Origin of the sequence: Pseudomonas sp. Marseille-Q5117 (assembly GCF_946901175.1) — a bacterium.
Taxonomy (GTDB): domain Bacteria; phylum Pseudomonadota; class Gammaproteobacteria; order Pseudomonadales; family Pseudomonadaceae; genus Aquipseudomonas; species Aquipseudomonas iranensis.
Map to the genome: position 1 here is coordinate 254,528 of NZ_CAMPPP010000006.1, position 23,108 is coordinate 277,635.

At 60.6% G+C, this 23,108-nt stretch carries 20 protein-coding genes, 2 tRNA genes and 1 pseudogene; 8 read left to right on the forward strand and 15 right to left on the reverse strand.

Features of this window, described 5'->3' with window-relative positions:
* Positions 1–177 precede the first annotated feature (177 nt).
* Positions 178–254: transfer RNA gene (locus OC605_RS12720), tRNA-Asp, on the reverse strand.
* A 19-nt stretch (positions 255–273) separates the two neighbouring features.
* Positions 274–349, reverse strand: a tRNA-Val gene (locus OC605_RS12725).
* A gap of 159 nt (positions 350–508) precedes the next feature.
* On the opposite strand from OC605_RS12725, the gene rdgC reads away from it, so the two are divergent.
* From rdgC to sugE, 3 genes are all read left to right on the forward strand, one after another.
* Complete coding sequence (rdgC, locus tag OC605_RS12730) at positions 509–1,429, forward strand: recombination-associated protein RdgC (RefSeq protein ID WP_024012190.1); 921 nt, start codon at positions 509–511, stop codon at positions 1,427–1,429.
* 143 nt (positions 1,430–1,572) lie between these two features.
* Complete coding sequence (locus OC605_RS12735; RefSeq protein ID WP_041479525.1) at positions 1,573–2,538, forward strand: bile acid:sodium symporter family protein; 966 nt, start codon at positions 1,573–1,575, stop codon at positions 2,536–2,538.
* Positions 2,539–2,658: 120 nt separating this feature from the next.
* Complete coding sequence (gene sugE, locus OC605_RS12740; RefSeq protein WP_024012188.1) at positions 2,659–2,973, forward strand: quaternary ammonium compound efflux SMR transporter SugE; 315 nt, start codon at positions 2,659–2,661, stop codon at positions 2,971–2,973.
* 103 nt (positions 2,974–3,076) lie between these two features.
* Here the strand turns inward: sugE and OC605_RS12745 are convergent, their stop codons facing one another.
* From OC605_RS12745 to OC605_RS12755, 3 genes are all read right to left on the reverse strand, one after another.
* Positions 3,077–4,948 (reverse strand): MFS transporter, encoded by a 1,872-nt coding sequence (locus OC605_RS12745; RefSeq protein ID WP_262137474.1) that lies wholly within the window; start codon positions 4,946–4,948, stop codon positions 3,077–3,079.
* 96 nt (positions 4,949–5,044) lie between these two features.
* Positions 5,045–6,196 carry a TDT family transporter gene (locus tag OC605_RS12750; RefSeq protein WP_186565885.1) on the reverse strand — a complete coding sequence of 384 codons (1,152 nt, stop codon included), beginning with the start codon at positions 6,194–6,196 and terminating at the stop codon, positions 5,045–5,047.
* A gap of 115 nt (positions 6,197–6,311) precedes the next feature.
* Entirely contained in the window at positions 6,312–7,499 is a 1,188-nt protein-coding gene (locus tag OC605_RS12755; RefSeq protein ID WP_262137506.1) for an MFS transporter, read from the reverse strand.
* Between the two features lie 103 nt (positions 7,500–7,602).
* Here OC605_RS12755 and OC605_RS12760 point away from each other — a divergent pair, with 103 nt between their 5' ends.
* Positions 7,603–8,145 carry a TetR/AcrR family transcriptional regulator gene (locus OC605_RS12760; RefSeq protein WP_223630086.1) on the forward strand — a complete coding sequence of 181 codons (543 nt, stop codon included), beginning with the start codon at positions 7,603–7,605 and terminating at the stop codon, positions 8,143–8,145.
* A 210-nt stretch (positions 8,146–8,355) separates the two neighbouring features.
* Positions 8,356–11,826 carry a PAS domain-containing hybrid sensor histidine kinase/response regulator gene (locus OC605_RS12765; RefSeq protein WP_262137475.1) on the forward strand — a complete coding sequence of 1,157 codons (3,471 nt, stop codon included), beginning with the start codon at positions 8,356–8,358 and terminating at the stop codon, positions 11,824–11,826.
* Positions 11,827–12,266: 440 nt separating this feature from the next.
* On the opposite strand, the gene rmuC is transcribed toward OC605_RS12765, so the two are convergent.
* Both rmuC and OC605_RS12775 read right to left on the reverse strand, forming a co-directional pair.
* Positions 12,267–13,631 carry a DNA recombination protein RmuC gene (gene rmuC / locus OC605_RS12770; protein WP_166554593.1) on the reverse strand — a complete coding sequence of 455 codons (1,365 nt, stop codon included), beginning with the start codon at positions 13,629–13,631 and terminating at the stop codon, positions 12,267–12,269.
* A gap of 181 nt (positions 13,632–13,812) precedes the next feature.
* A pseudogene (locus OC605_RS12775) lies at positions 13,813–14,130 on the reverse strand (sel1 repeat family protein); the annotation flags it as partial.
* A gap of 911 nt (positions 14,131–15,041) precedes the next feature.
* Between OC605_RS12775 and OC605_RS12780 the strand changes: the two are divergent.
* The 3 genes from OC605_RS12780 (at position 15,042) to OC605_RS12790 (ending at position 17,438) form a co-directional block, all read left to right on the forward strand.
* The gene (locus tag OC605_RS12780) at positions 15,042–15,266 is read left to right on the forward strand and encodes a hypothetical protein (protein WP_016773719.1); all 225 of its coding nucleotides are present in this window, start codon (positions 15,042–15,044) and stop codon (positions 15,264–15,266) included.
* Positions 15,267–15,537: 271 nt separating this feature from the next.
* Positions 15,538–16,020 carry a hypothetical protein gene (locus OC605_RS12785; RefSeq protein ID WP_262137476.1) on the forward strand — a complete coding sequence of 161 codons (483 nt, stop codon included), beginning with the start codon at positions 15,538–15,540 and terminating at the stop codon, positions 16,018–16,020.
* A 146-nt stretch (positions 16,021–16,166) separates the two neighbouring features.
* A complete protein-coding gene (locus OC605_RS12790; RefSeq protein WP_262137477.1) occupies positions 16,167–17,438 on the forward strand; it encodes an OmpP1/FadL family transporter in 1,272 nt (423 codons plus the stop codon).
* 210 nt (positions 17,439–17,648) lie between these two features.
* On the opposite strand, the gene OC605_RS12795 is transcribed toward OC605_RS12790, so the two are convergent.
* The 8 genes from OC605_RS12795 to cobU all read right to left on the reverse strand — a co-directional run bounded on the left by OC605_RS12795 (position 17,649) and on the right by cobU (position 23,093).
* On the reverse strand, positions 17,649–18,209 hold the full coding sequence (locus OC605_RS12795; protein WP_071171497.1) for a glutathione peroxidase: 561 nt from the start codon (positions 18,207–18,209) through the stop codon (positions 17,649–17,651).
* Positions 18,210–18,263: 54 nt separating this feature from the next.
* On the reverse strand, positions 18,264–18,386 hold the full coding sequence (locus OC605_RS12800; RefSeq protein WP_262137478.1) for a hypothetical protein: 123 nt from the start codon (positions 18,384–18,386) through the stop codon (positions 18,264–18,266).
* Positions 18,383–19,591 carry an MFS transporter gene (locus tag OC605_RS12805; RefSeq protein WP_262137479.1) on the reverse strand — a complete coding sequence of 403 codons (1,209 nt, stop codon included), beginning with the start codon at positions 19,589–19,591 and terminating at the stop codon, positions 18,383–18,385. The genes OC605_RS12800 and OC605_RS12805 overlap by 4 nt, the downstream gene beginning before the upstream one ends.
* 52 nt (positions 19,592–19,643) lie before the next feature.
* Positions 19,644–20,048 carry a MarR family winged helix-turn-helix transcriptional regulator gene (locus OC605_RS12810; protein ID WP_217879566.1) on the reverse strand — a complete coding sequence of 135 codons (405 nt, stop codon included), beginning with the start codon at positions 20,046–20,048 and terminating at the stop codon, positions 19,644–19,646.
* Between the two features lie 175 nt (positions 20,049–20,223).
* Positions 20,224–20,946 (reverse strand): adenosylcobinamide-GDP ribazoletransferase, encoded by a 723-nt coding sequence (locus OC605_RS12815; protein WP_262137480.1) that lies wholly within the window; start codon positions 20,944–20,946, stop codon positions 20,224–20,226.
* A 1-nt stretch (position 20,947) separates the two neighbouring features.
* On the reverse strand, positions 20,948–21,523 hold the full coding sequence (gene cobC / locus OC605_RS12820; RefSeq protein WP_125918404.1) for an alpha-ribazole phosphatase family protein: 576 nt from the start codon (positions 21,521–21,523) through the stop codon (positions 20,948–20,950).
* Positions 21,520–22,575: a nicotinate-nucleotide--dimethylbenzimidazole phosphoribosyltransferase gene (gene cobT, locus OC605_RS12825; RefSeq protein WP_262137481.1), complete on the reverse strand. Its 1,056-nt coding sequence runs from the start codon at positions 22,573–22,575 to the stop codon at positions 21,520–21,522. The genes cobC and cobT overlap by 4 nt, the downstream gene beginning before the upstream one ends.
* The gene (gene cobU / locus OC605_RS12830) at positions 22,572–23,093 is read right to left on the reverse strand and encodes a bifunctional adenosylcobinamide kinase/adenosylcobinamide-phosphate guanylyltransferase (RefSeq protein ID WP_041479540.1); all 522 of its coding nucleotides are present in this window, start codon (positions 23,091–23,093) and stop codon (positions 22,572–22,574) included. The genes cobT and cobU overlap by 4 nt, the downstream gene beginning before the upstream one ends.
* Between the last annotated feature and the right edge of the window lie 15 nt (positions 23,094–23,108).

Here is a 23,108-nt window from a genome sequence, read left to right on the forward strand (position 1 = left end):
GGGGCGCATTATGCCACAGGTTTTCGTAAAGTGTTGATTTAATTGAATATTTTTCAAAAAAATCTGAAAACCGGTGAAACGATACATCCCGCGGGTACAACCTTGAGACAGAAAAAAACCCGCTTCAGCGGGTTTTTCCGTGGCGACCTGGCGTTCAGTGGTCCAGGTTACCGAATATGGCGCAGCGGACGGGACTCGAACCCGCGACCCCCGGCGTGACAGGCCGGTATTCTAACCGACTGAACTACCGCTGCGCTAAACACTTGAAACGAATGGTGGGTGATGACGGGATCGAACCGCCGACATTCTGCTTGTAAGGCAGACGCTCTCCCAGCTGAGCTAATCACCCTTCGCTTCGGTGTGGCGCGCATTCTACGGAGCACCCCCACCTCTGGCAAGCACTTTTTTAAATAATTTTCCGAGGCCTTCCAAAGGCTTAGTGAAGGGTTGGCCTATGCCCCGGCGAAGACAATAATGCCCCCCTTTGTATAAAGGAGTGACTCGCCCCATGTGGTTCAAGAACCTGCTGATCTATCGCCTGACCCAAGACCTGCCTGTCGACGCCGAGGCGCTGGAAACTGCACTGGCGACCAAACTGGCGCGGCCGTGTGCAAGCCAGGAGCTGACCACTTACGGTTTCGTTGCGCCGTTCGGCAAGGGCGAAGATGCGCCGCTGGTACACGTCAGCGGCGATTTCCTGCTGATCTCTGCGCGCAAGGAAGAACGTATTCTGCCGGGCAGCGTTGTGCGTGACGCGGTCAAGGAAAAGGTCGAAGAGATCGAGGCCGAGCAGATGCGCAAGGTCTATAAGAAGGAACGCGACCAGATCAAGGATGAAATCATCCAGGCGTTTCTGCCGCGCGCGTTCATTCGTCGTTCGTCGACCTTCGCCGCGATCGCGCCGAAACAGGGCCTGATCCTGGTCAACTCGGCCAGCCCGAAACGTGCTGAAGACCTGCTGTCGACCCTGCGCGAAGTGATCGGCACCCTGCCCGTGCGTCCGCTGACCGTGAAAATGGCACCGACTGCGGTGATGACCGAGTGGGTCACCACGCAGAAAGCCGCCGACGATTTCTATGTGCTGGACGAGTGCGAACTGCGCGACACCCACGAAGACGGCGGCATCGTCCGTTGCAAACGCCAAGACCTGACCAGCGAAGAAATCCAGCTGCACCTGAGCACCGGCAAAGTCGTCACTCAGCTGTCGCTGGCGTGGCAGGACAAACTGTCGTTCATGCTCGACGACAAGATGACCGTCAAACGCCTGAAATTCGAGGATCTGTTGCAGGATCAGGCGGAACAGGACGGTGGCGACGAAGCCCTGGGCCAACTGGATGCCAGTTTCACCCTGATGATGCTGACCTTCGGCGACTTCCTGCCGGCGCTGGTTGAAGCGTTGGGTGGGGAAGAGATGCCGCAGGGGATCTGACACTGACGAGTATTTAACCTGTGGGAGCGAGCCTGCTCGCGAATGCGGTGTGCCAACAACATTAATGTGTCTGGCTCACCGCTTTCGCGAGCAGGCTCGCTCCCACAATGTTTTGTGGTGTAACCAAAAATAAGGATCAAGCCATGCGCGCACTGGCTGCACTCAGCCGCTTTGTCGGCAATACCTTCGCTTACTGGGTTCTGATTTTTGCCGTCGTGGCCTTCCTGCAACCGGCGTGGTTCATCGGCCTGAAAAGCGCGATCGTGCCGCTGCTGGGTCTGGTGATGTTCGGCATGGGCCTGACCCTCAAACTCGACGACTTCGCTGCCGTCGCTCGCCATCCGTGGCGGGTGGCGCTGGGCGTGGTTGCGCACTTCGTGATCATGCCCGGTGTGGCGTGGTTGCTCTGCCAGGTGTTTCACCTGCCGCCGGAAATCGCCGTCGGGGTGATTCTGGTCGGTTGCTGCCCGAGCGGCACCTCTTCGAACGTGATGACCTGGCTGGCACGCGGTGATCTGGCACTTTCCGTGGCGATTGCCGCGGTCACTACCCTCCTCGCCCCACTGTTGACCCCGGCGCTGATCTGGCTGCTGGCCTCGGCGTGGCTGCCGGTATCGTTCATGGAGCTGTTCTGGTCGATCCTGCAAGTGGTGCTGTTGCCGATCGTTCTCGGCGTGGTCGCGCAGCGGCTGCTCGGCGACAAGGTGCGGCATGCGGTGGATGTGTTGCCGCTGGTGTCGGTGGTCAGCATCGTGATTATTGTCACCGCCGTGGTCGCGGCGAGTCAGGCGAAAATCGCCGAGTCCGGCCTGCTGATCATGGCCGTGGTCATGCTGCACAACAGCTTCGGTTACTTGCTCGGCTACTTCACCGGGCGCCTGTTCGGCTTGCCGCTGGCGCAGCGCAAGTCGCTGGCACTGGAAGTCGGCATGCAGAATTCGGGGCTGGGCGCGGCATTGGCCAGTGCGCATTTCTCGCCACTGGCGGCGGTGCCGAGCGCGCTGTTCAGCGTTTGGCACAATATTTCCGGAGCACTGCTGTCGACGTACTTCCGGCGCATGAGCGAGAAGGAAGACCGCGACAACCTCGCGCAACGGGCTGCCGATTGAGGCTGAAAACTTGATCCCCGGGTTAATGCTCGTCACTATATTGCGCAACGCGGGGACGACCCTGCGGCTCGATCGAGTCATTAATCTGGGGACGACCCCGTCAATCGATGGAGGTCCTGCATGTCCTGGATCATTCTGTTTTGCGCCGGCCTGTTCGAAGTCGGCTGGGCCGTCGGCCTGAAATACACCGACGGCTTCACCCGCCCGCTCCCCACCGCCCTGACCGTTGCCGCCATGGCCATCAGCCTTGGTTTGCTCGGTCTGGCGATGAAGGAATTGCCGCTGGGTACGGCGTATGCGATCTGGACCGGTGTCGGTGCCGTGGGTACGGTGATCGCCGGGATCATTCTGTTCGGTGAGTCGATGGCATTGATTCGGCTGGTCAGTGTGGCGTTGATCGTCACGGGTTTGATCGGGCTCAAGGTCAGCGCTTAAGCCACCGGCCCCATCGCTGGCAAGCCAGCTCCCACAAGATTGGTGTACACCATCGAACCTGTGGGAGCTGGCTTGCCAGCGATGAGGGCCGTCCAGTCAACAGCTATCTAACGGATCCGCGCAACTCCCCCACCAACACCTGCAACTTCGCCGGCTCCGTCCCTTCGGTAATCGCCGGCCCCGCCACCAGCGTCACCCGCGACCACAAGCGATGGAACAAACCCTTGTTCGGATCGCGACTGAAGAAACTCCCCCACAATCCTTGCAACGCCAGCGGAATCACCGGCACCGGCGTCTCCTCCAGAATCCGCGTCACGCCGCCGCGAAACTCGTTGATCTCGCCATCGGCGGTCAATTTGCCTTCTGGAAAGATGCACACCAATTCGCCGTCCTTCAGATACTGGGCAATGCGCGTGAAGGCTTTTTCGTAGATCTGGATATCTTCCTGGCGTCCGGCGATAGGAATCGCGCCCGCCGTGCGAAAGATGAAGTTCAGCACCGGCAGGTTGTAGATCTTGTAGTACATGACAAAGCGAATCGGCCTACGCACGGCACCGCCGATGAGCAAGGCGTCAACGAACGACACGTGGTTGCACACCAGCAGCGCCGCGCCCTCGTCCGGGATCGCTTCAAGGTTGCGGTGCTCGACGCGGTACATGGAATGGCTGAGCAGCCAGATCATGAAACGCATGCTGAATTCCGGAACGATCTCGAAGATGTAGGCGTTGACGCCGATGTTCAGCAGCGACACCACCAGGAACAGTTGCGGGATCGACAGCTTGGCGACGCTCAGCAAAACGATCGAAACAATCGCCGACACCACCATGAACAACGCGTTGAGAATGTTGTTGGCGGCAATCACCCGCGCCCGTTCGTTTTCAGCCGTACGCGACTGGATCAGCGCGTACAGCGGCACGATATAGAAGCCACCAAAAATGCCGAGGCCAAGGATGTCGATCAACACCGCCCAGGTGTGCACGAAGCCCAGCACGGCAATCCAGCTATGGCCGGTGAAGCTGTCCGGGATCCCACCGGAATGCCACCACAGCAACAGGCCGAACACGGTCAGGCCAAACGAGCCAAACGGCACCAGTCCGATCTCGACTTTGCGCCCGGAGAGCTTTTCGCAGAGCATCGAACCCAGCGCGATCCCTACCGAGAACACCGTCAAAATCAACGTGACCACGGTTTCGTCACCGTGCATCCATTCCTTGGCGTAGGCCGGGATCTGCGTCAGGTAGATCGCCCCGACGAACCAGAACCACGAGTTGCCGACAATCGAGCGCGACACCGCAGGTGTCTGGCCCAGACCGAGTTTCAGCGTCGCCCAGGACTGGCTGAAGATATTCCAGTTCAGGCGCATTTCCGGCGACGAGGCCGCCGCGCGCGGAATGCTGCGGCTGGCCAGATAACCCAGCACGGCAATGCCGACGATCGCTGCGGAGACTACCGGCGCGTAGTGCTCGGACGACATCATGATCCCGGCGCCGATGGTGCCGGCGAGAATCGCCAGAAACGTGCCCATTTCCACCAGACCGTTGCCGCCGACCAATTCATCGTCGCGCAAGGCCTGCGGCAGGATCGAATACTTCACCGGGCCGAACAACGCCGAGTGAGTGCCCATGGCGAACAGTGCCACCAGCATCAGCGACAGATGATCGAAGAGGAAGCCGATCGATCCTACGGCCATGATGGCGATTTCCGCGAGTTTGATCAGACGGATCAGCGCGTCCTTGGCGAATTTTTCCCCGAACTGCCCGGCCAGCGCCGAGAACAGGAAAAACGGCAGGATAAACAGCAGCGCGCAGAGGTTGACCCAGATCGACCGATCGCCCTCGATGGTCAGCCGATAGAGGATGGCGAGGATCAACGACTGCTTGAAGACGTTGTCGTTGAACGCGCCGAGCGACTGGGTAATAAAGAAGGGCAAAAAGCGCCGGGTGCGCAACAGGTTGAACTGTGAGGGGTGACTCATCTTCCGTGTTTCCTGATGTTAGGTAGTGAGGCCTGGGTGCTTGTTATTGGAATCCCGCACCACGATCCAGGCCACACCTTACCTAAACTTTTCGGATTATTTCTTCAAACCTGCAATACACGGCGAGACAAACAGCTCGCCTCGCCACGCGCCCTGCACGGTGCGCTTGCCGACGATCAGCCACATTGCCGCCAACAAAATCACCAGCGCCGTACCGAACACACTGAAAAATGTCAGGTTGAGGATACTTGCCAGTTTCAGCGTCGCCAGCGAATACACGCCCAATGGAAAGGTGAAGCCCCACCAGCCGAGGTTGAACGGAATGCCGTCACGCAGATAACGCACGGTGATCAGCAGCGCCATCAACATCCACCACAGACCAAAACCCCACAGCGTGATCCCAGCGACCAGACCCAGGCCTGAAGCAATTTCACCGACGCCGGGCAGACCATTCGCGGCAAAAATCGCTGGTGCCTCACCGCCCAACAGCAACATGCCCAGCGCACCGGTGCCGATCGGCCCCAGCGCCAGCCAGCTCGACGCGGCCATGTTTTCGTGGGGCAGTTTGTGCAAGGCCATGCGCAGCAACAAAATGGTGAGAATGCTGAACGCCACTGGCAGCGAGAATGCCCAGAGCACATAGCTGGTGGTCAGTGCGACGAGTTGTCCATGGGCGTCGGGCAGATGCGGCGCGAGCAGGCCACCGCTGGCCGCTGCCACTTCCGCTGCCACCACCGGCAGCAACCAGACCGCGGTCATCTGATCGATGCTGTGTTCCTGACGGGTAAACATCATGTACGGAATCAACACACCGCAAGCTAGCGACATCGCTACATCGATCCACCACAGCACTTCAACGAGCTGAATGACACCGTCGCCCCAGCGCGGCAGCCCGAACAACAGAAAGCCGTTGATGATCGTCGCCAGGCCCATGGGAATGGTGCCGAAGAACATCGACACGGTGGAATGACCGAAAATCCGCCGCGCCTCGTCAAAGAACAAAATCCAGCGCGCGGCGTAGGCAGCGGTAAACAGGCTGAACAAGAGAATGTTGAACAGCCACAGCCCCTCGGCCACGGCGCGCAATCCGGGAATGGCCAGCGGTAACTGAGCCAGCGCCAATGCCAGCACACCGGTGCCCATAGTCGCGGCGAACCAGTTCGGCGTGAACTGGCGGATCACTTCACGCGGATGCTGCAGCTGGCTGAAAGGTTTGTAGCCGGGGGTGACACTGTTAGGGCAAATCATCATGAACTCCTGTCCTCTGGTGAGGTTGAGTCCATGGTAGATCCGAATCGAATATCGATATAACGGGTAATATCTCTAACTGTTATCTGTTTTGCAGATAAGTCTCTACATGCGCTCAAGGAGCGCTGCAAACTCTGCCTGTCTGCGGACGCAGACTGAGCAGCAGCGCAGCCAAGGCCAGCACGATCAACACAACGCCGTAACCATCAGTGGTCGCCAGCAACCCGAAACTGCGCGCCAAGTGCCCGGCAAGCAACGCCGGCAAACAGAACGCCAGATAACTGAGCACGTAATACGCCGACATCAACCCGGCTCGTTCATGCGGCAAAGCCAGCGGCACCAGACTGCGCACCGCACCGAGAAAGCCCGAACCAAAGCCGCAACCGGCGACCAAGGTGCCAAAGAAAAACAGCGACAGACTGGCGCCATGCACACCGAGCAGGATCAGGACCAGCCCGATTGGCAGCAAGCTCGCGCCCAGCCGCAACGCCTGAGCGGCCGGACGATTGCGCATCATGAAAATCATCAACGCACCGGTCACGGTGAGCGCCGCGACCGTAGCGCCACCGATCAGATTGGAGGTAGAGCCAGTGGCGGTGCGCACCAACGACGGTGCCAGCGAGGCATAAAAACCACCGAGCGCCCAGGTTGCGGTGTTCAGTGGCAGCACCCGCCACAACGTTGAACGCGCTTGCACCGGCACGTGCAGGGTCGGTCGCAACGACGCCAGCGCCCCACCTTGCCGCGAGACACTCTCCGGCAGGCGCCAGACATACACGCCTTGCAACACAAACAGTGCCAACAGTAACCAGTAAGTCAGCTGCAACGGCGCCGGCGCAAATTCTGCCAGCAAGCCACAACCCAAACCGCCCAGAGCCATCCCGAGTAACGGCGCGACACTGTTGATCAGCGGCCCCTGCTGCCGGTCGGTATCGAGCAGCGTTGCGCTCAATACGGCAGTGGCCATGCCAGTGGCAAAACCCTGCAACACTCGTGCGCTGATCAGCCAAGCCACGCTGTCGGCATAAATGAACAGCAACATGGCCAGCGCATTGAGCAACACGGCGGTAAAGATCACCGGTTTGCGTCCGAGATGGTCGGAAAGCGAACCGACCGTCAGCAACGCTGCCAACAGACTGAAAGCGTAAACGGCGAAGATCAGCGTCAACATCGCTGCCGAGAAATGCAGTTGATCCTGATACAAGTGATACAACGGCGTCGGCGCGGTGGAAGCGGCGAGAAAACTGAGTAAGGTGATCGCCAGAAACCACAAGCTCGACCGGTGGGAAGCGACACTATTCAAGGGGCTGGTCATGGGCACACTCCACAAAAGCTAATTTTTTGCTTTTGCGCAGTGTGCTACCGCCCAGCGCTTAAAGCAAATTCTTTGTGTTAAGGTCTGCCGCATGGCTATTAAAGAAGGTTTACGCCCCGGTGGCCGCAGTGCCCGGGTGCAGGAGTCGATTCATTCGGCGGTCAATGCGCTGCTGCAAGAGCAGGAACGTTCCACCGTGACCGTCCCGCAAATCGCCGCCCGCGCGGGGGTAACGCCGTCGACGATTTATCGACGCTGGGGTGATCTGGCGGCGTTGCTGGCGGACGTCGCCCTCGCCCGCATGCGCCCGGACAGCGAGCCGGCGAACACTGGCAGCCTGCGCGGCGATATCCGTGCGTGGGCCGAGCAGTATCTTGACGAGATGAGTTCAGAGGTCGGGCGCAACATGATGCGCGACGTGCAGGCCAGCGCTACGCCGGGCTATTGCGTGGCGATCATTGGTGCGCAGTTGCAGACCATTGTCGATCGCTATCCCGATGAGAAGGCGCCGAGTGTCGATCGCTTGATCAATCTGGTGGTGGCGCCGGTGGTGTTCCGGATTCTGTTTTCGGCCACGGCGCTGGAGATTGAAGAGCTCCATCGCCTGATCGATATTGCGCTGCGTCGGGACTGACGCGCTCGCTCCCACAAGGAAATGCATTCCAATTGTGGGAGCGAGCCTGTTCGCGAAGAGGTCCTCCCAGTCACCACAAGAACCACCCGGTACCCCGCCTGCGACACCCCACCACGCCACGACCTTGATCGACACTGACTAACCGCCGCGCGCGTGCGAGACTGTCCGCCCAGGCAGGAGTGCCGGGGAGTCTTTTGTCGGGAGTGCTGCATGTCGTTGTCCACCGGGCTGATCGCCGTCGTTGCCCTGGCCTACATGGCCATCATGTTCGCAATCGCCTTCTACGGCGACCGTCGCAGCACGCCGTTGCCGCCACGGGTGCGCGCCTGGGTGTACAGCCTGTCACTGGCGGTTTACTGCACCAGTTGGACGTTCTTTGGCGCGGTCGGTCAGGCGGCGGAACAACTGTGGTCATTCCTGCCGATCTACCTCGGGCCGATCCTGCTGCTGGTCGGCGCGCCGTGGGTCCTGCAGAAAATGGTGATGATCAGCAAACAGGAGAACATCACCTCCATCGCCGACTTCATCGCCGCGCGCTACGGCAAATCGCAATCGCTGGCGGTGGTGGTGGCGCTGATCTGTCTGGTCGGCGTGTTGCCCTATATTGCCCTGCAACTCAAAGGCATCGTCCTCGGCGTGAACCTGTTGATCGGCGCCGGCGCCGATGCCATGGGCACCCGCGCCCAGGACACGGCGCTGATCGTGTCGCTGGTGCTGGCGTTGTTCACCATCGTTTTCGGTACGCGCAACCTCGACGCCACCGAACACCACCGTGGCATGGTGCTGGCGATTGCCTTTGAATCGCTGGTCAAGCTGTTCGCCTTTCTCGCCGTCGGCGCCTTCGTCACGTACGGCCTGTATGACGGTTTCGACGACCTGTTCAATCAGGCGATGCTCGCCCCGCGCCTTGAGGCGTATTGGAAGGAAACCATCAACTGGCCATCGATGGTGGTGCAGACCGGCGTGGCGATGATGGCGATCATCTGCCTGCCGCGGCAATTTCACGTGACCGTGGTGGAGAACATCGACCCGCAGGATCTGCGACTGGCGAAATGGGTGTTCCCCGCCTATCTGGCTTTGGCCGCATTGTTTGTAGTACCGATCGCCCTTGCCGGTCAGATGATGCTGCCCAGTGATGTGCTGCCCGACTCGTTCGTGATCAGCCTGCCGCTGGCCCAGGCCCATCCGGCGCTGGCGATGCTGGCGTTTATCGGCGGCGCATCGGCAGCGACCGGCATGGTGATTGTCGCCAGCGTCGCGCTGTCGACCATGGTTTCCAACGACATGCTGTTGCCGTGGCTGTTGCGCCGCAACAACGCCGAGCGCCCGTTCGAGGTGTTCCGCCAGTGGATGCTCTCGGTGCGCCGCGTGAGCATCGTGGTGATTCTGCTGCTGGCCTATGTCAGTTATCGCTTGCTTGGCTCGACCGCGAGCCTGGCGACCATCGGCCAGATCGCTTTCGCGGCGGTAACGCAACTGGCCCCGGCGATGCTTGGCGCGCTGTACTGGAAACAGGCCAACCGCCGGGGCGTGTTCGCCGGCCTCGCCACCGGCACTTTCCTGTGGTTTTACACACTGGTGCTGCCGATTGCCGCGCACAGTCTCGGCTGGTCACTGGCGAGCTTCCCCGGCTTGGCGTGGCTGCACAGCAATCCGCTGAACCTGCCGATCACCCCGTTGACCCAAGGCGTGGTGCTGTCGCTGGCGGGTAATTTCACCCTGTTCGCCTGGGTCTCGGTGCTGTCGCGCACGCGGGTTTCCGAGCACTGGCAGGCCGGGCGTTTTATCGGTCAGGAAATCAGCGCACGACCTAATGCTCGTTCGATGCTGGCGGTACAGATCGACGATCTGCTGCAACTGGCGGCGCGTTTCGTCGGCGAAGAACGCGCGCGGCAGAGCTTCATTCGCTTCGCCTACCGTCAGGGCAAGGGCTTCAACCCCAACCAGAACGCCGACAGCGAATGGATTGCCCACACCGAACGCTTGCTCGCCGGTGTCCTCGGCGCTTCTTCGACGCGCGCCGTAGTAAAGGCCGCCATCGAAGGTCGGGAAATGCAGTTGGAGGACGTAGTCCGAATCGCTGACGAAGCCTCGGAAGTGCTGCAGTTCAACCGCGCGCTGCTGCAAGGCGCGATCGAGAACATCACCCAGGGCATCAGCGTGGTCGACCAGTCGCTGAAACTGGTGGCGTGGAACCGGCGTTATCTGGAGCTGTTCAACTACCCCGACGGCCTGATCAGCGTCGGCCGGCCGATTGCCGACATCATTCGCTACAACGCCGAACGCGGCTTGTGCGGCCCCGGCGAAGCAGAAGTGCACGTCGCGCGACGCTTGCACTGGATGCGTCAGGGCCGCGCGCATACTTCCGAACGGTTGTTCCCCAACGGCCGGGTGATCGAGCTGATCGGCAACCCGATGCCCGGCGGCGGATTTGTCATGAGCTTCACCGACATTACCGCGTTCCGTGAAGCCGAACAGGCGCTGACCGAGGCGAACGAAGGGCTGGAGCAACGGGTCAGCGAACGCACCCAGGAATTGTCGCAACTCAACGTCGCGCTCACCGAAGCCAAGGGCAACGCCGAGGCGGCCAACCAGTCGAAAACCCGCTTCCTCGCCGCCGTCAGCCACGACTTGATGCAACCGCTGAACGCCGCGCGACTGTTCTCCGCCGCCCTCTCCCACCAGAATGAAGGCTTGAGCGCAGAGGCGCAGCAGCTGGTGCAACATCTCGACAGCTCGCTGCGTTCGGCGGAAGACCTGATCAGCGATCTGCTGGACATCTCGCGCCTGGAAAACGGCAAGATCAACCCGGATCGCAAACCCTTCGCCGTCAACGAACTGTTCGACACCCTCGGCGCAGAATTCAAGGCGCTGGCCCAAGAGCAAAAGCTCACGTTCCGGGTGCGCGGTAGTCAATTGCGCATCGACAGCGACATCAAACTGCTGCGGCGGATTCTGCAAAACTTCCTCACCAACGCGTTCCGATACGCCAAAGGCCCGGTGCTGCTGGGCGTGCGTCGGCGCGGTGGCGAACTGTGCCTGGAAGTCTGGGATCGCGGCCCGGGCATTCCGGAAGACAAGCAGCAAGTGATTTTCGAAGAATTCAAACGCCTCGACAGCCACCAGACCCGCGCCGAAAAAGGCCTGGGCCTGGGTCTGGCGATCGCCGATGGCTTGTGCCGCGTGCTCGGGCATACCCTGCGCGTTCGCTCCTGGCCGGGGCGCGGCAGTGTGTTCAGCGTGACAGTGCCGATCGCCCGCACGCAAACGCCTCCAGTTAGCGCCACGGTGGAACTGAACGGAAAACTGCTCAGCGGCGCGCAGGTACTGTGCATCGATAACGAAGACAGCATCCTGATCGGCATGAACAGCCTGTTGAGCCGCTGGGGCTGCCAAGTGTGGACGGCGCGCAATCGCGAAGAATGCGCAGCGATATTGAATGAAGGCGTGCGGCCGCAACTGGCGCTGGTCGATTATCACCTCGACCACGGCGACACCGGCACAGAGCTGATGGCCTGGTTGCGCACACGCCTGGGTGAACCCGTGCCAGGCGTGGTCATCAGCGCGGATGGACGCCCGGAGACCGTGGCGCAAGTGCATGCGGCGGGCCTGGATTACCTGGCCAAACCGGTGAAGCCGGCGGCATTGCGGGCACTGCTGAGTCGGTATTTGCCGTTGTAGAGAGTGATCTTGCAGACGCCTTCGCGAGCAGGCTCGCTCCCATAGAAAAGCAAAGCAGCGAAGCTGCCCGCGGCGCAGCCGCCCCACTCAACAATGAGCGTTAGCTCGAGTGCTTTTGATCTTGCTTTTGATCCACCGGCGACGTCGGAAGGCTGAGTGGAGGGATTGATCCGGGCGTGGGAGCGCAGCGACCGTACGACGCAGTCGTACACAGCGGAAGGAGGTGCAGCGAAGCAAACCGTAGCCGCTGCGCCCGGATCGATCCCGGAGCGAAGGGACCCGAGCTTGCGAGGGCCGAACGTAGGAGCAAGCGTTTTTTTGCTTACTTTTTTTAGGCGTTTGTAAAAAAAGTGAGTCGCCGTAAGGGCGAAACCGCCAGCCGCCACGACCGCAGCAACGGATATGCCCCCAATCAGCCAGAAAAAAACGAGCCTTTGAATTTACTCAGGCAACTCAACCAACCCATCAACATCCGTCATCGCCCGCTCGAGCAAATCCGCCGGCAAGCTCTTGCTCGCCCGCGCACCGAGCAACTTCAACTGCTCACTGCGGCTGACCAGATTACCGCGCCCCTCTGTCAGCTTGTTCCGCGCCGAGCTGTAAGCCTTGTCCAGTTGCTGCAGACGATTGCCCACTTCGTCCAGATCCTGAATAAACAACACGAACTTGTCGTACAGCCAGCCCGCGCGCTCGGCGATTTCCCGGGCGTTCTGGCTCTGCCGTTCCTGCTTCCACAGACTGTCGATCACCCGCAGCGTGGCCAGCAGCGTTGTCGGACTGACGATCACGATATTGCGGTCGAAAGCGTCCTGAAACAGCGACGGCTCAGCCTGCAATGCCGCAGAAAATGCCGCTTCAATCGGTACGAACAGCAAAACGAAATCGAGGCTGTGCAAGCCTTCCAGACGCTTGTAATCCTTGCCGGCCAGACCTTTGACATGATTGCGCAGCGACAATACGTGCTGCTTGATCGCGACCTGCCCCAACGTGTCGTCATCAGCCGCAACATATTGTTGATAGGCCGTGAGGCTGACTTTCGAGTCGACCACCACCTGCTTGTCGCCGGGCAGATAAATGATCACATCGGGCTGGAAGCGCTCACCGTCCGGGCCTTTGAGATTGACCTGAGTCTGATACTCGCGGCCCTTCTCCAGACCCGCGTGCTCAAGAACGCGCTCGAGGATCAGTTCGCCCCAATTGCCCTGGGTTTTCTGGCCCTTGAGCGCGCGAGTCAGATTGGTCGCTTCGTCGCTCAGACGCAGGTTCAACGCCTGCAAACGCTCCAGCTCCTTGGCCAGCGAGAAGCGCTCGCGGGCTTCGGCCTGATAACTTTCTTCAACGCGTTTTTCAAAGGACTGGATGCGCTCTTTCAACGGATCAAGCAACTGCCCGAGCCGCTGCTGGCTGGTTTCGGCAAAGCGCTGCTCACGCTCATCGAAGATCTTGCCGGCCAGCTCGGCGAATTGCGCGCGCAGTTCATCGCGAGAGCCTTGCAGGTCGTTGAGACGTTGTTGATGGCTTTCCTGTTGCTCTCGCAGTTCGGCGCTCAGCGAGGCAGCGTGGGCGTCGAGGCGGCGTAACTCGGCGTCCTTGTTGGCGCGTTCGAGGTTCCAGGCGTGGGAGGCGTCGCGGGCGTCGTCGCGCTCGATCTGCAGCAATTCGACTTCGCGGCGCAGGGCGGCGAGGTCTGCCTGTTTGGCGGCGTTAGCCTGACCGAGGTCGGCGATCTCATCGCGACTCGCTTCAAGCTGCGCGGTGAGGCCGTCCTGGGCCAGTTGCGCCATCGCCAGGCGCTCTTCGAGCAAGGCCAGATCGGCCTGGGCGTTGCTGGCCCTGCGTTGCAGTTGCCAAGCCAGCGCCAACAGCGGCAACCCTGCCGCCGCAAGACCGAGCAATACGCTGGTCAAGTCCATAGCCATAGCGACTCCTGCCAATCGGATAAAGCCTGAAGGATAACCAAGGTGTCAGGGCTAGGAGAGCGCAGGCTTGGATCAGACCGAGTTCCTGCTGCGCGCGACGGTCACCGGCACGGGCGGCCTGACGCAGCAACTCCTGACCGATACGCCGGTCACGGGCATTGCCGCACTCCCGGCAAATCAATTGGCCGAGACGGCTCTGTGCAGCGACCACACCTTCACGGGCCGGTTGCTTGAGCAGACGGCCGGCCAGGTGCTTGGCGCTGGGACTGTCGCTCAGGCGCGGCGCATCGAGCAGCCATTCGGCCACACGCACGGAAAAACGCTTGGGAGCGGTAACAGAGGTCGGGTTGGAGGTAACAGAGTCTGATACTGAGCGAAACTTCATAAAGCACTGCGGGACAGATCGGAAGGCGCGCCACTTTACTCTCTTTTTCTTACAGGTAAAGTCGAAAAAAACCCGGCACGCCCGTGCTAGAGCAAGCGCTAGGGACAATCCACAGAAGCTGTGGATAAGTCAGTGGACAACCGCTCTACGATCCCCGCAAAGCCTTATGGAATGGGGCTCGCAGTCAAACTGACGATTTTTTCACCAACAAAAAAAGACGATATTTTTCATTGACTTAAACTTTTGATACAGGCAGCGACTGGAGTCAGGATCGATGTGACAGTTGCGTTACGCTCTGCGCAACTAATGTGCACAAGTACCTGTGAGCCGGTTATATGCGTGCGCTTTTTCGGGTCATTTTGCGTAGCTGCGAGCGACCGAGAGGCTCTGCGAAAAGCATGCACGCCGACGGACGGTGCGACACGACCTTTCCCTGTGATCCTTTTTTTGGTCAGGGGGTTTGCTTCGCCCGAACGGATCCGTTACTATCCGCGGCGTTAGTACCAAGCTGAAAGTCAATTCCGGTCGAACATCTCCCCACGGTCAACTTCCAACAGGAAGACACTGCCGAAAAAAGCGGGAACGACCCCTCGATGGTTTCCAGGTAAATCTTGCGACGACGCTGCCTTTGAACGAAAACAAAGGGCGTTGCGAAGAACACTTACTCTGACCGAACCAACCTGCAAATTGATCAGGATCTTCACCCCGGGCCCAGAACCTTTGCCCTCGCTGTGATGCCTGTCCTCCTAAGTACCTACCTGCCAGCCCAAGCGCGCACATTTATCAGCGCTTCAAACTGGCTGCTTTGTTCCAGTCGGGTTCTTCGTTCGATCAATGGTGATCAACGTTACTGGAACGTTTTAACGTTGCACGGTTCTTATCCGTGTCATTTGTAGGAACACCTAATAACTATGTCTACTCAAATCCAGACTCAGGATGCCATTCGCACCCTAACCAACGCTTTTGCTCCAATGAACTGCCTGATCATGGCCGCTCGCAAAGGCTGCTTCAGCTTCACCGTGGTCAATGAACACGGCATCGCTCGTCACAGCGAGCGTTTGTACCCCGATCAATACTCCAGCGCCGAACCGCTGCAGGCCGTGATCGAGCGTACCCGTCAGGCACTGGTTGCCTGAAAGCCGGACAGGCTGCAAAAGCAAAGCCCTGCTGAAAAGCGGGGCTTTTTATTGCCTGATATTTCACTTTTAGCGCTGCGCTTCTAAGCATGTTCCGATCTAACGCCCGGAATGCGATGGCGGAAATATTTTAAAAACAGGCCTTTACACGCTGAATATGACACTACACTTCAACTCAAGCGGCTTGACCCGCTTGCGGCGAGCCTGAGTCGATCCACTGCTGCCAAGGCCCCTTCAGGACTCGCCCTCAACAACAAGAACCGAGGGTGTTATGGGTATCGCTGCCAGCGAACTGTGCCGCTATGTGATCCGTCCCACACTGATTTATCTGGGACGCCACTGCGCAACTGCCGAATCCCTGCTGCTGGGTATCGCCGCCAGCCAGTCCGCCCTCGGGTCTGCCCTGCATGACCGCCGTGGCCACGGCCTCTACCGGATTGCCGAGCATCGCCATCAGGCCCTCTGGGACGATTATCTGGCGCTCGATCCGGAGCGCGCCAGCCTGGTACGCGGCCTAGCCAGTCAGCATGCGTTCCTCAGCGGCCCGCATCTGGAACTGACCGTCAACCTGCGTTACGCCACGGCCATCGCCTGGCTGCTGGTAGAAGAACAAAACCCCACCCTCCCCGCTCCGACCGACCTGCTCGGCATGGCGCGTATCTGGCGCCAGACCTTTCAACCGCAAGGCCGTTTGCGCGACTTCACCTATGCCCGGCAAACCTGTGTTTCACCGCTGAATCAGGTCGCTTGCTGACCGGGCGGTTTCACAAGTTCTCGCATCAGGTCGCCATTTTGGTCGGATTGTCCTACAAAACCGCTCTAACTCAAGGCATACAGGCTATAGCGCTGGGACGAAAATGTTGGTAATTTTCGCCCCGGTGATCACCAGGAGTTCTAATAATGAAAAAAGTCATGCTCAAAACCACCCTTAGCCTCGCCGTTACCCTTGCTTCCACACAAATCTTTGCGGCAGGTTTTGCCCTCAACGAACAAAGCATCAGTGGGATGGGGACTGGTTTTGCCGGGCGATCTTCTTCTGCCGACGACGCAAGCACTGTTTATGGCAACCCGGCCGGCATGGCGCGCATCAAGCGCGAACAAGTCACCGGCGGCGTCGCCTTGGTCGATGCGCATACCGATATCAGCGATACCAGCTCCAGCCCTAATGGCGGCAGCAACAAGGGTGACATGGTGCCCCTCACTGCCGTACCGATGGGCTTCTATGTAAAACCGATCGATGACCACTGGGCATTCGGTCTCGGTGTGTACGTACCGTTCGGTCTGATCACGGATTACGAAAACGGCTTCGCCGGTCGTTACTTCGGCAGCAAGTCCGAAGTGCAAGTCATCACTTTCCAGCCAACCGTCAGCTACGCCTTCAACGACAAGGTGTCGATCGGTTTCGGCCCGACCATCAACCGCATCGACGGCTCGCTGGAATCCAACCTGTCGATCACTCAGGCGCTGCCGGACGGCAAGGTCAAGATCAAGGGCGACGACACCGCACTGGGTTACAACGTCGGCTTGCTGGTCCAGGCCACCGACACCACACGTGTCGGCCTGACCTATCACTCCAAGGTCGATTACAAGCTCGAAGGCAACACCAAGGTCAATTACAACGCCCTGGCACTCGTGGGCGTTGGCGCCAACCAGAAGTACGACGCTTCGCTGAAGATCACCACGCCGGAATCCGTTGACCTGTCGGTGACCCAGGCGATCAACGATCGCTGGAACGTCTACGCCGGTACCACCTGGACCCGCTGGAGCCAGCTGGACAAGATCACCGTGAAGAACTCCGGGGTGCAGCCTCTGCTGGCCGGTCAGTTCGGTACGATCAACGAAGACCAGAACTGGCATGACTCCTGGGCCTACGCCGTGGGTACCTCGTACCAGTTGAACAAGGAATGGGTTCTGCGCACCGGTCTGACCTTCGACCAGTCGCCAACCAATAACGAAGACCGCTCGCCACGCATCCCGACTGGCGACCGCACCATCTTCAGTATCGGTGCCGGCTGGAGCCCGACTGACGACCTGACCATCGACGTCGCGTACTCGTACCTGAAAGAAGAGTCGGTCAACATCCGCAACGAAAACGCGCGTGGCCAGACCTACGATGCCAAGTATGAAAACTCGGCAAACGGCTTCGGTGTCGGCGCGACTTACCGCTTCTGATGCACCGTGGCGAGGCTAACCCCTCGCCCACCAAAAAGCCCCGCTCTCTTTACAGAGGCGGGGCTTTTTCTTGCCTGCAACTTTTCACTGGAACGACAAAATCACCCTTGTGGGAGCGAGCCTGCTCGCGAAGGCGGTATGTTAGATGTTGATGTGCTAACTGACACATCGCTTCGCGAGCAGGCCCGCTCCCACAGAGAACAGCATTAATCAGGGCTTCAGCGGCTTGGAGGCAATGGCCTTTTCGATCGCCGCAATAAATTCCGGATCATCCGGTTTGGTCAAACTGGAAAAACTCGCCACCACCTTGCCCTGCCGGTCGACCACATACTTGTAGAAATTCCACTTCGGCGCATTGCTCTGCGCGGCCAGCACCTGGAACAGATGCGTGGCGTCGTCGCCGCGAACCTTCTGCGGCTCGGTCATGTTGAAGGTCACGCCATAGTTGGCGTAGCAGACCTTGGCGGTTTCGGCGCTGTCCTTGGACTCCTGCTTGAAGTCATTGGACGGCACGCCGAGCATCTCCAGCCCTTGCGCCTTGTAGCGCTTGTTCAGCGCCTCGAGGCCTTCGAACTGCGGGGCGAAACCGCAGAAGCTGGCGGTATTGACTACCACCAGCGGCTTGTCGGCGTACTGCTTGCACAGATCGATGGATTCCTTGGCGCGCAGCTTGGGCAGCGAGCCTTGCAGCAGCTCAGGACAATCGGCGGCCTGGGCCAGGCCAGTCAACGCCATCAGCAACGCGGGAACAGCACACCAGCGCATCAACATGTCGAATTTCCTTGGGCAGTCATCAGGCTTCGACGTTACTCGCCACGCTGGCATCTAGCAAATACTCATGCCCAACTGCATCAGCGCCAGACCGCCGCGCTGCCAGCCCCACCACACCAGCGCCAACAGCGCTGCCGCCAGTGCGACAACAACGACCCGCGTGCATATCCGGTTCATGCTGCGCTCGCAGCGGCTTGCAGGCGGGCCACCGGACGCTCGCGCACCGGCCAGTTCAGCGCCGCCGCGAGCGGGCTCAAGAGAACCGCCACTTGCCAGATCAAGTCATAACTCCCGGTTCGGTCGTACACCACCCCGCCCAGCCAACCGCCAAGGAACGAGCCGAGCTGATGGAACAGAAAGACGATGCCACCGAGCATGGACAAATTGCGCACGCCGAACAAGGTCGCCACCGTACCGTTGGTCAACGGCACCGTCGACAGCCACAGGAAGCCCATGGCCATGCCGAACAGATACGCCGTGGTGGTCGTCACCGGCAACCACAGGAACAGCACGATCACCACCGCGCGCAGCAGATACAACGCCGTCAGCAGGCGCGGTTTGGACATGCGTCCACCAAGCCAGCCAGCGGTGTACGTGCCGAAAATGTTGAACAGCCCGATCAATGCCAACACCGTCGTGCCGACTGTCGCCGGCAGATGCTGATCGACCAGATACGCCGGCAGGTGCACGCCAATGAACACCACCTGGAAACCGCAGACAAAAAAGCCGAACGCCAGCAGCCAGAAACCGGAGTGCGAGCAGGCCTCACGCAGCGCTTCGGAAAGAGTCTGTTCATGGCCAAGCACCGGCAGCGGCTTGTCCTTGAGCATGCTCACCAGCGGCACAATCATCGCCACCAACAGGCCCAGCACCAACAGCGCGGCCGACCAGCCGAGCCAGCCGATCAAACCGAGCGTGCCCGGCAACATGGCGAACTGGCCGAACGAACCGGCGGCGCTGGCGATACCCATGCCCATGCTGCGTTTCTCTGGCGGCACAGCACGACCCACAACACCAAGAATGACCGAAAACGAAGTGCCCGAAAGACCGATACCGATCAGCAGGCCGGCACTGAGTGACAGAGTCACTGCCGAATCAGACAGGCCCATGCACACCAGGCCCGCCGCGTAGAGGATCCCACCGACCAGCACCACTTTCGCCGCGCCGAAGCGGTCAGCCAGCGCGCCGGTGAACGGCTGCGCCAGGCCCCAGATCAGGTTTTGCAGGGCTATGGCGAAGGCAAACACTTCGCGACCCCAGCCGAACTGCGCGCTCATCGGCGACAGGAACAGACCGAACCCGTGGCGCACGCCCAATGACAACGCCAGGATCAGCGCACTCCCCAGCAACACCCAACCGCACGTACGCCACATCGATGTCATTGTTATTCTCCAGTCGCGGGTATATACCCGCTTGAGCGCGAAAAAACCGGCGTCAGGCCAGTTCGTCGAGCAATTTGAGCAAGGTTTCGCGCTTCTCGGCACCGAGACGGTCGATCAGCCGCTGTTGCGCCGCTTCCCACGCCGGCAATGCCGCTGCCAGCCGTTGCACACCGGCTTCGGTAAGGCGCACGATGCGGTTGCGCATGTCCTCGCCTTCGGCCAGCGCCACCAGACCTTCGCCCTCGAGCACGCGCAAGTTGCGCCCCAAAGTGCTGCGATCCAGGCCCATGGCCTCTGCCAGTTCGGAAATGCTCGGTTGCTCCAGCCGCTGCAGATTGCACAGCAGAGAATACTGGGCAACGTTGATCCCGAAGCCGTCGAGAGCGCCGTCGTAATGCCTGCTGACGCCACGCGCGGCGCGACGCAGGTTGGTGCACAAACACTGAGAAGGAAGCATGATGCGTGTATATACCCGCGAGTGTGTTAAATCAAGTTACAGATGAGTTTAACCTGAACATCATTGTTGCCGGTGAGGCCGCCTTCGCGAGCAGGCACGCTCCCACAGGGGATTGCATTTCGAAGGTGGGAGCGAGCCTGCTCGCGAAGGGGCCGGTATCATCTACGCAAATCCTTCAGACCAAAGCGAGCCCCACCAACACCCCCATCTCCAGCAATTCCAGCAACGCCCCCGCCGTATCCCCGGTAGTCCCACCCAACCGCCGCATCATTACCCGCCGCAGCCAGACAAACACCCCCAGCGAAATCAGCACCGCGCCAATACCCGCAATGAACACGCAGCCCAGCGCACTCAACCCCAGCACCCACCACCCCGCTCTGCGCGGCAGATGTTCGGCCAGTGCCTGACCCAAGCCACCCGCACGCACATACGGCGTAGTCAGAAACAACCCCAACAGCGCCGCTCGCCCGAGCACCGGCACGATGATCAGCGCCAGGGTATGCCCTTGTTCGATCAGTGCCAGCAGCGCGGCAAATTTGAGCAACAACACCAGCACCAGCGTGACCACCGCAATCGGCCCGCTGCGCGGATCTTTCATGATCGTCAGCGTGCGCTCGCGATCACCAAAACCGCCGAGCCAGGCATCGGCGCTGTCGGCCAGGCCATCGAGATGCAGCGCGCCGCTGAGCAATACCCACACGGTCAACAACAGCGCCGCATGCAGTAACATCGGCGCGCCGGCCAACAACAGATTCAACGCGAAGAGGATCAGCCCGAACAGCAATCCCACCAGCGGATAAAACAGCAGCGAACGGCCGAGCTGGTGCGCCTCGGGCATGCCCGGGAGGCGAATCGGCAGGCTGCTGAGAAACTGCAAGGCGATCCACAGCGGCAACATCTCAGTGACCTTCCTTGAGCGCGCCGTCAGCCTCGACCGTCAGCGCAAACAGCGCACCGTGGCCGACCTCGACATTGAGCAACTGTTCACGTGGCAGCTCTCGTGCCTGCGCCAGCAACAAACGCATCACGCCGCCGTGGCTGACCAGCAGAATCCGTTCACCGGCGTAAGCCGCGTGCAATCGCGCGACCGCCGCCAACACCCGTGCGGAAAACGCGCTGACCGGCTCCCCCTGCGGTGGCGTGAAGCCATAGGGATCAGCCCAGAACAGCCCCAGCGCTTCGGCATCCGTTTCCATCAACGCCGCCGCGCTTTGCCCTTCCCACGCGCCGAAATGCAGTTCCTGCAGATCCTTGTCCAGATGCACGGACAGGTTCAGTTGCTCGCCGAGTTCAGCGGCGAAGCGCGCGCAGCGCTGCAATGGCGAACTGACGATACGATCCCACGGCCCGCCGTCGACCACCGCCGCACGCATCTGCGTCCAGCCGTTTGCGGTCAGCGCATCGTCGAGGCTGCCCCGCAAGCCGCCGCCGAGTTCCGTTTCGCCGTGGCGCAGCAGATCCAGGCGCAGGCTCATGCCGGGCGATCCGCCACGGCTGCTTCGGCGAATGTCGCCATTTGCCCGTGCAGGTCACAGGCCAGGCGCAACAACGGCACCGCCAACGCTGCGCCACTGCCCTCGCCCAAGCGCAGGCCGAGCTCGAGCAGCGGCTCGGCGCTCAAGGTTTTCAGCACATGGCGATGGCCCGGCTCGGCACCGCGATGGCCAAACAACAGCCACTCGCGACAGGCCGGATTCAAGCGCACCGCGACCAGTGCCGCGACCGTGCAGATAAAACCGTCGACCAGCACCGCAATGCCTTCCTGCGCGCACGCCAGATAGGCGCCGACCAACGCGGCAATCTCGAAGCCGCCGAGATTGAACAACGTTTGCAAGGCATCGCCACGCTGTGCGGCATGCAGCGCCAGAGCGCGTTCGATGACGTGCGCCTTGTGGCTGACGCCAGCGGCATTCAGCCCGGTGCCGGGACCAGTCAGGTGCGCCACCGGGCAATCGAGCAAGGCACAGGCCAGCGCACTGGCCGCCGTGGTATTGCCGATGCCCATCTCGCCGCCGATGAACAACTGGGTGCCGGCGGCTTTCGCGCGCAAGACGCTGTCGCGACCGGCCTGCAAGGCCGATTCGCCCTGCGCCTGAGTCATCGCTGCGCCCTGAGCGAAGTTCGCCGTTCCCGCGCCGATGTTCAGATGGCGCACGCCGGGCAGATTCAGCGCCGGATTCACCGTGCCGAGATCGACCACTTCCAGCTGCGCGCCGAGCTGGCGCGCCAGCACGCTGATCGCCGCGCCGCCGCTGACAAAGTTGAGCAGCATCTGCCCGGTGACTTCCTGCGGATAAGCCGATACGCCTTCGGCTACCACGCCATGGTCGCCAGCGAAAATCGCGATCCAGACTTGATCCAGCGTTGGCTTGAGCTGACCTTGCAGACCGGCCAGTTGCACGGCCACCGATTCAAGGCGCCCCAGCGAACCGGCCGGTTTGGTCAGTTGCTGCTGGCGCTCGGTCGCTTGCGCGATGATGTCCGAGTTCACGGTTTTGCACGGGTTCAGCCACCAGGTCGGGCTCATAACGCAGGTCCTTTCAAAGTCAGGGGCAGGCCGGCGACGGTCAGGACAACTCGCTGACAACGCTCGGCCAGAGCTTGATGCAGCCAACCGGCTTCATCGACATAGCGGCGGGTCAATTCGCCCAGCGGCACGACACCCATTCCGGTCTCGTTGCTGACAAAAATGATTTCACCCGGCAACGACGCCAGGCAATCGAGCAAGGCTTCACGCTCGGCGGCGAGACGTTCGGCGTCGTCGAGCATCAGCAGATTGGTCAGCCACAGGGTCAGGCAATCGACCAGCAGGCAGCGCTCGGCGCCGGCGGATTCGCGCAGCACGCGGGCCAGTTCCAGTGGCTCTTCGATCAACGCCCATTCGACCGGGCGGCGTGCGCGGTGATGGGCGACGCGTTGATTCATTTCGCCATCCAGTGGTTGGCTGGTGGCGATGTAGGTGACCGCCAGATGGCTGTCGCTGGCGAGTTTTTCCGCCAGACGACTCTTGCCGGAGCGGGCGCCGCCGAGGATCAGTTGGAGCATGGGTTCATCCAAAAA

What these genes read in the sequence shown, in the direction of transcription:
- OC605_RS12785 (WP_262137476.1), top strand. Translation starts at nt 15,538, where the DNA reads ATGGGTATCGCTGCCAGCGAACTGTGCCGCTATGTGATCCGTCCCACA.
- OC605_RS12795 (WP_071171497.1), bottom strand. Translation starts at nt 18,209, where the DNA reads ATGTTGATGCGCTGGTGTGCTGTTCCCGCGTTGCTGATGGCGTTGACT.
- OC605_RS12805 (WP_262137479.1), bottom strand. Translation starts at nt 19,591, where the DNA reads ATGACATCGATGTGGCGTACGTGCGGTTGGGTGTTGCTGGGGAGTGCG.
- cobT (WP_262137481.1), bottom strand. Translation starts at nt 22,575, where the DNA reads ATGAGCCCGACCTGGTGGCTGAACCCGTGCAAAACCGTGAACTCGGAC.
- OC605_RS12815 (WP_262137480.1), bottom strand. Translation starts at nt 20,946, where the DNA reads ATGTTGCCGCTGTGGATCGCCTTGCAGTTTCTCAGCAGCCTGCCGATT.
- cobU (WP_041479540.1), bottom strand. Translation starts at nt 23,093, where the DNA reads ATGCTCCAACTGATCCTCGGCGGCGCCCGCTCCGGCAAGAGTCGTCTG.
- OC605_RS12760 (WP_223630086.1), top strand. Translation starts at nt 7,603, where the DNA reads ATGGCTATTAAAGAAGGTTTACGCCCCGGTGGCCGCAGTGCCCGGGTG.
- rdgC (WP_024012190.1), top strand. Translation starts at nt 509, where the DNA reads ATGTGGTTCAAGAACCTGCTGATCTATCGCCTGACCCAAGACCTGCCT.
- OC605_RS12750 (WP_186565885.1), bottom strand. Translation starts at nt 6,196, where the DNA reads ATGATTTGCCCTAACAGTGTCACCCCCGGCTACAAACCTTTCAGCCAG.
- OC605_RS12765 (WP_262137475.1), top strand. Translation starts at nt 8,356, where the DNA reads ATGTCGTTGTCCACCGGGCTGATCGCCGTCGTTGCCCTGGCCTACATG.
- OC605_RS12790 (WP_262137477.1), top strand. Translation starts at nt 16,167, where the DNA reads ATGAAAAAAGTCATGCTCAAAACCACCCTTAGCCTCGCCGTTACCCTT.
- OC605_RS12745 (WP_262137474.1), bottom strand. Translation starts at nt 4,948, where the DNA reads ATGAGTCACCCCTCACAGTTCAACCTGTTGCGCACCCGGCGCTTTTTG.
- cobC (WP_125918404.1), bottom strand. Translation starts at nt 21,523, where the DNA reads ATGAGCCTGCGCCTGGATCTGCTGCGCCACGGCGAAACGGAACTCGGC.
- OC605_RS12800 (WP_262137478.1), bottom strand. Translation starts at nt 18,386, where the DNA reads ATGAACCGGATATGCACGCGGGTCGTTGTTGTCGCACTGGCGGCAGCG.
- OC605_RS12810 (WP_217879566.1), bottom strand. Translation starts at nt 20,048, where the DNA reads ATGCTTCCTTCTCAGTGTTTGTGCACCAACCTGCGTCGCGCCGCGCGT.
- sugE (WP_024012188.1), top strand. Translation starts at nt 2,659, where the DNA reads ATGTCCTGGATCATTCTGTTTTGCGCCGGCCTGTTCGAAGTCGGCTGG.
- OC605_RS12735 (WP_041479525.1), top strand. Translation starts at nt 1,573, where the DNA reads ATGCGCGCACTGGCTGCACTCAGCCGCTTTGTCGGCAATACCTTCGCT.
- OC605_RS12780 (WP_016773719.1), top strand. Translation starts at nt 15,042, where the DNA reads ATGTCTACTCAAATCCAGACTCAGGATGCCATTCGCACCCTAACCAAC.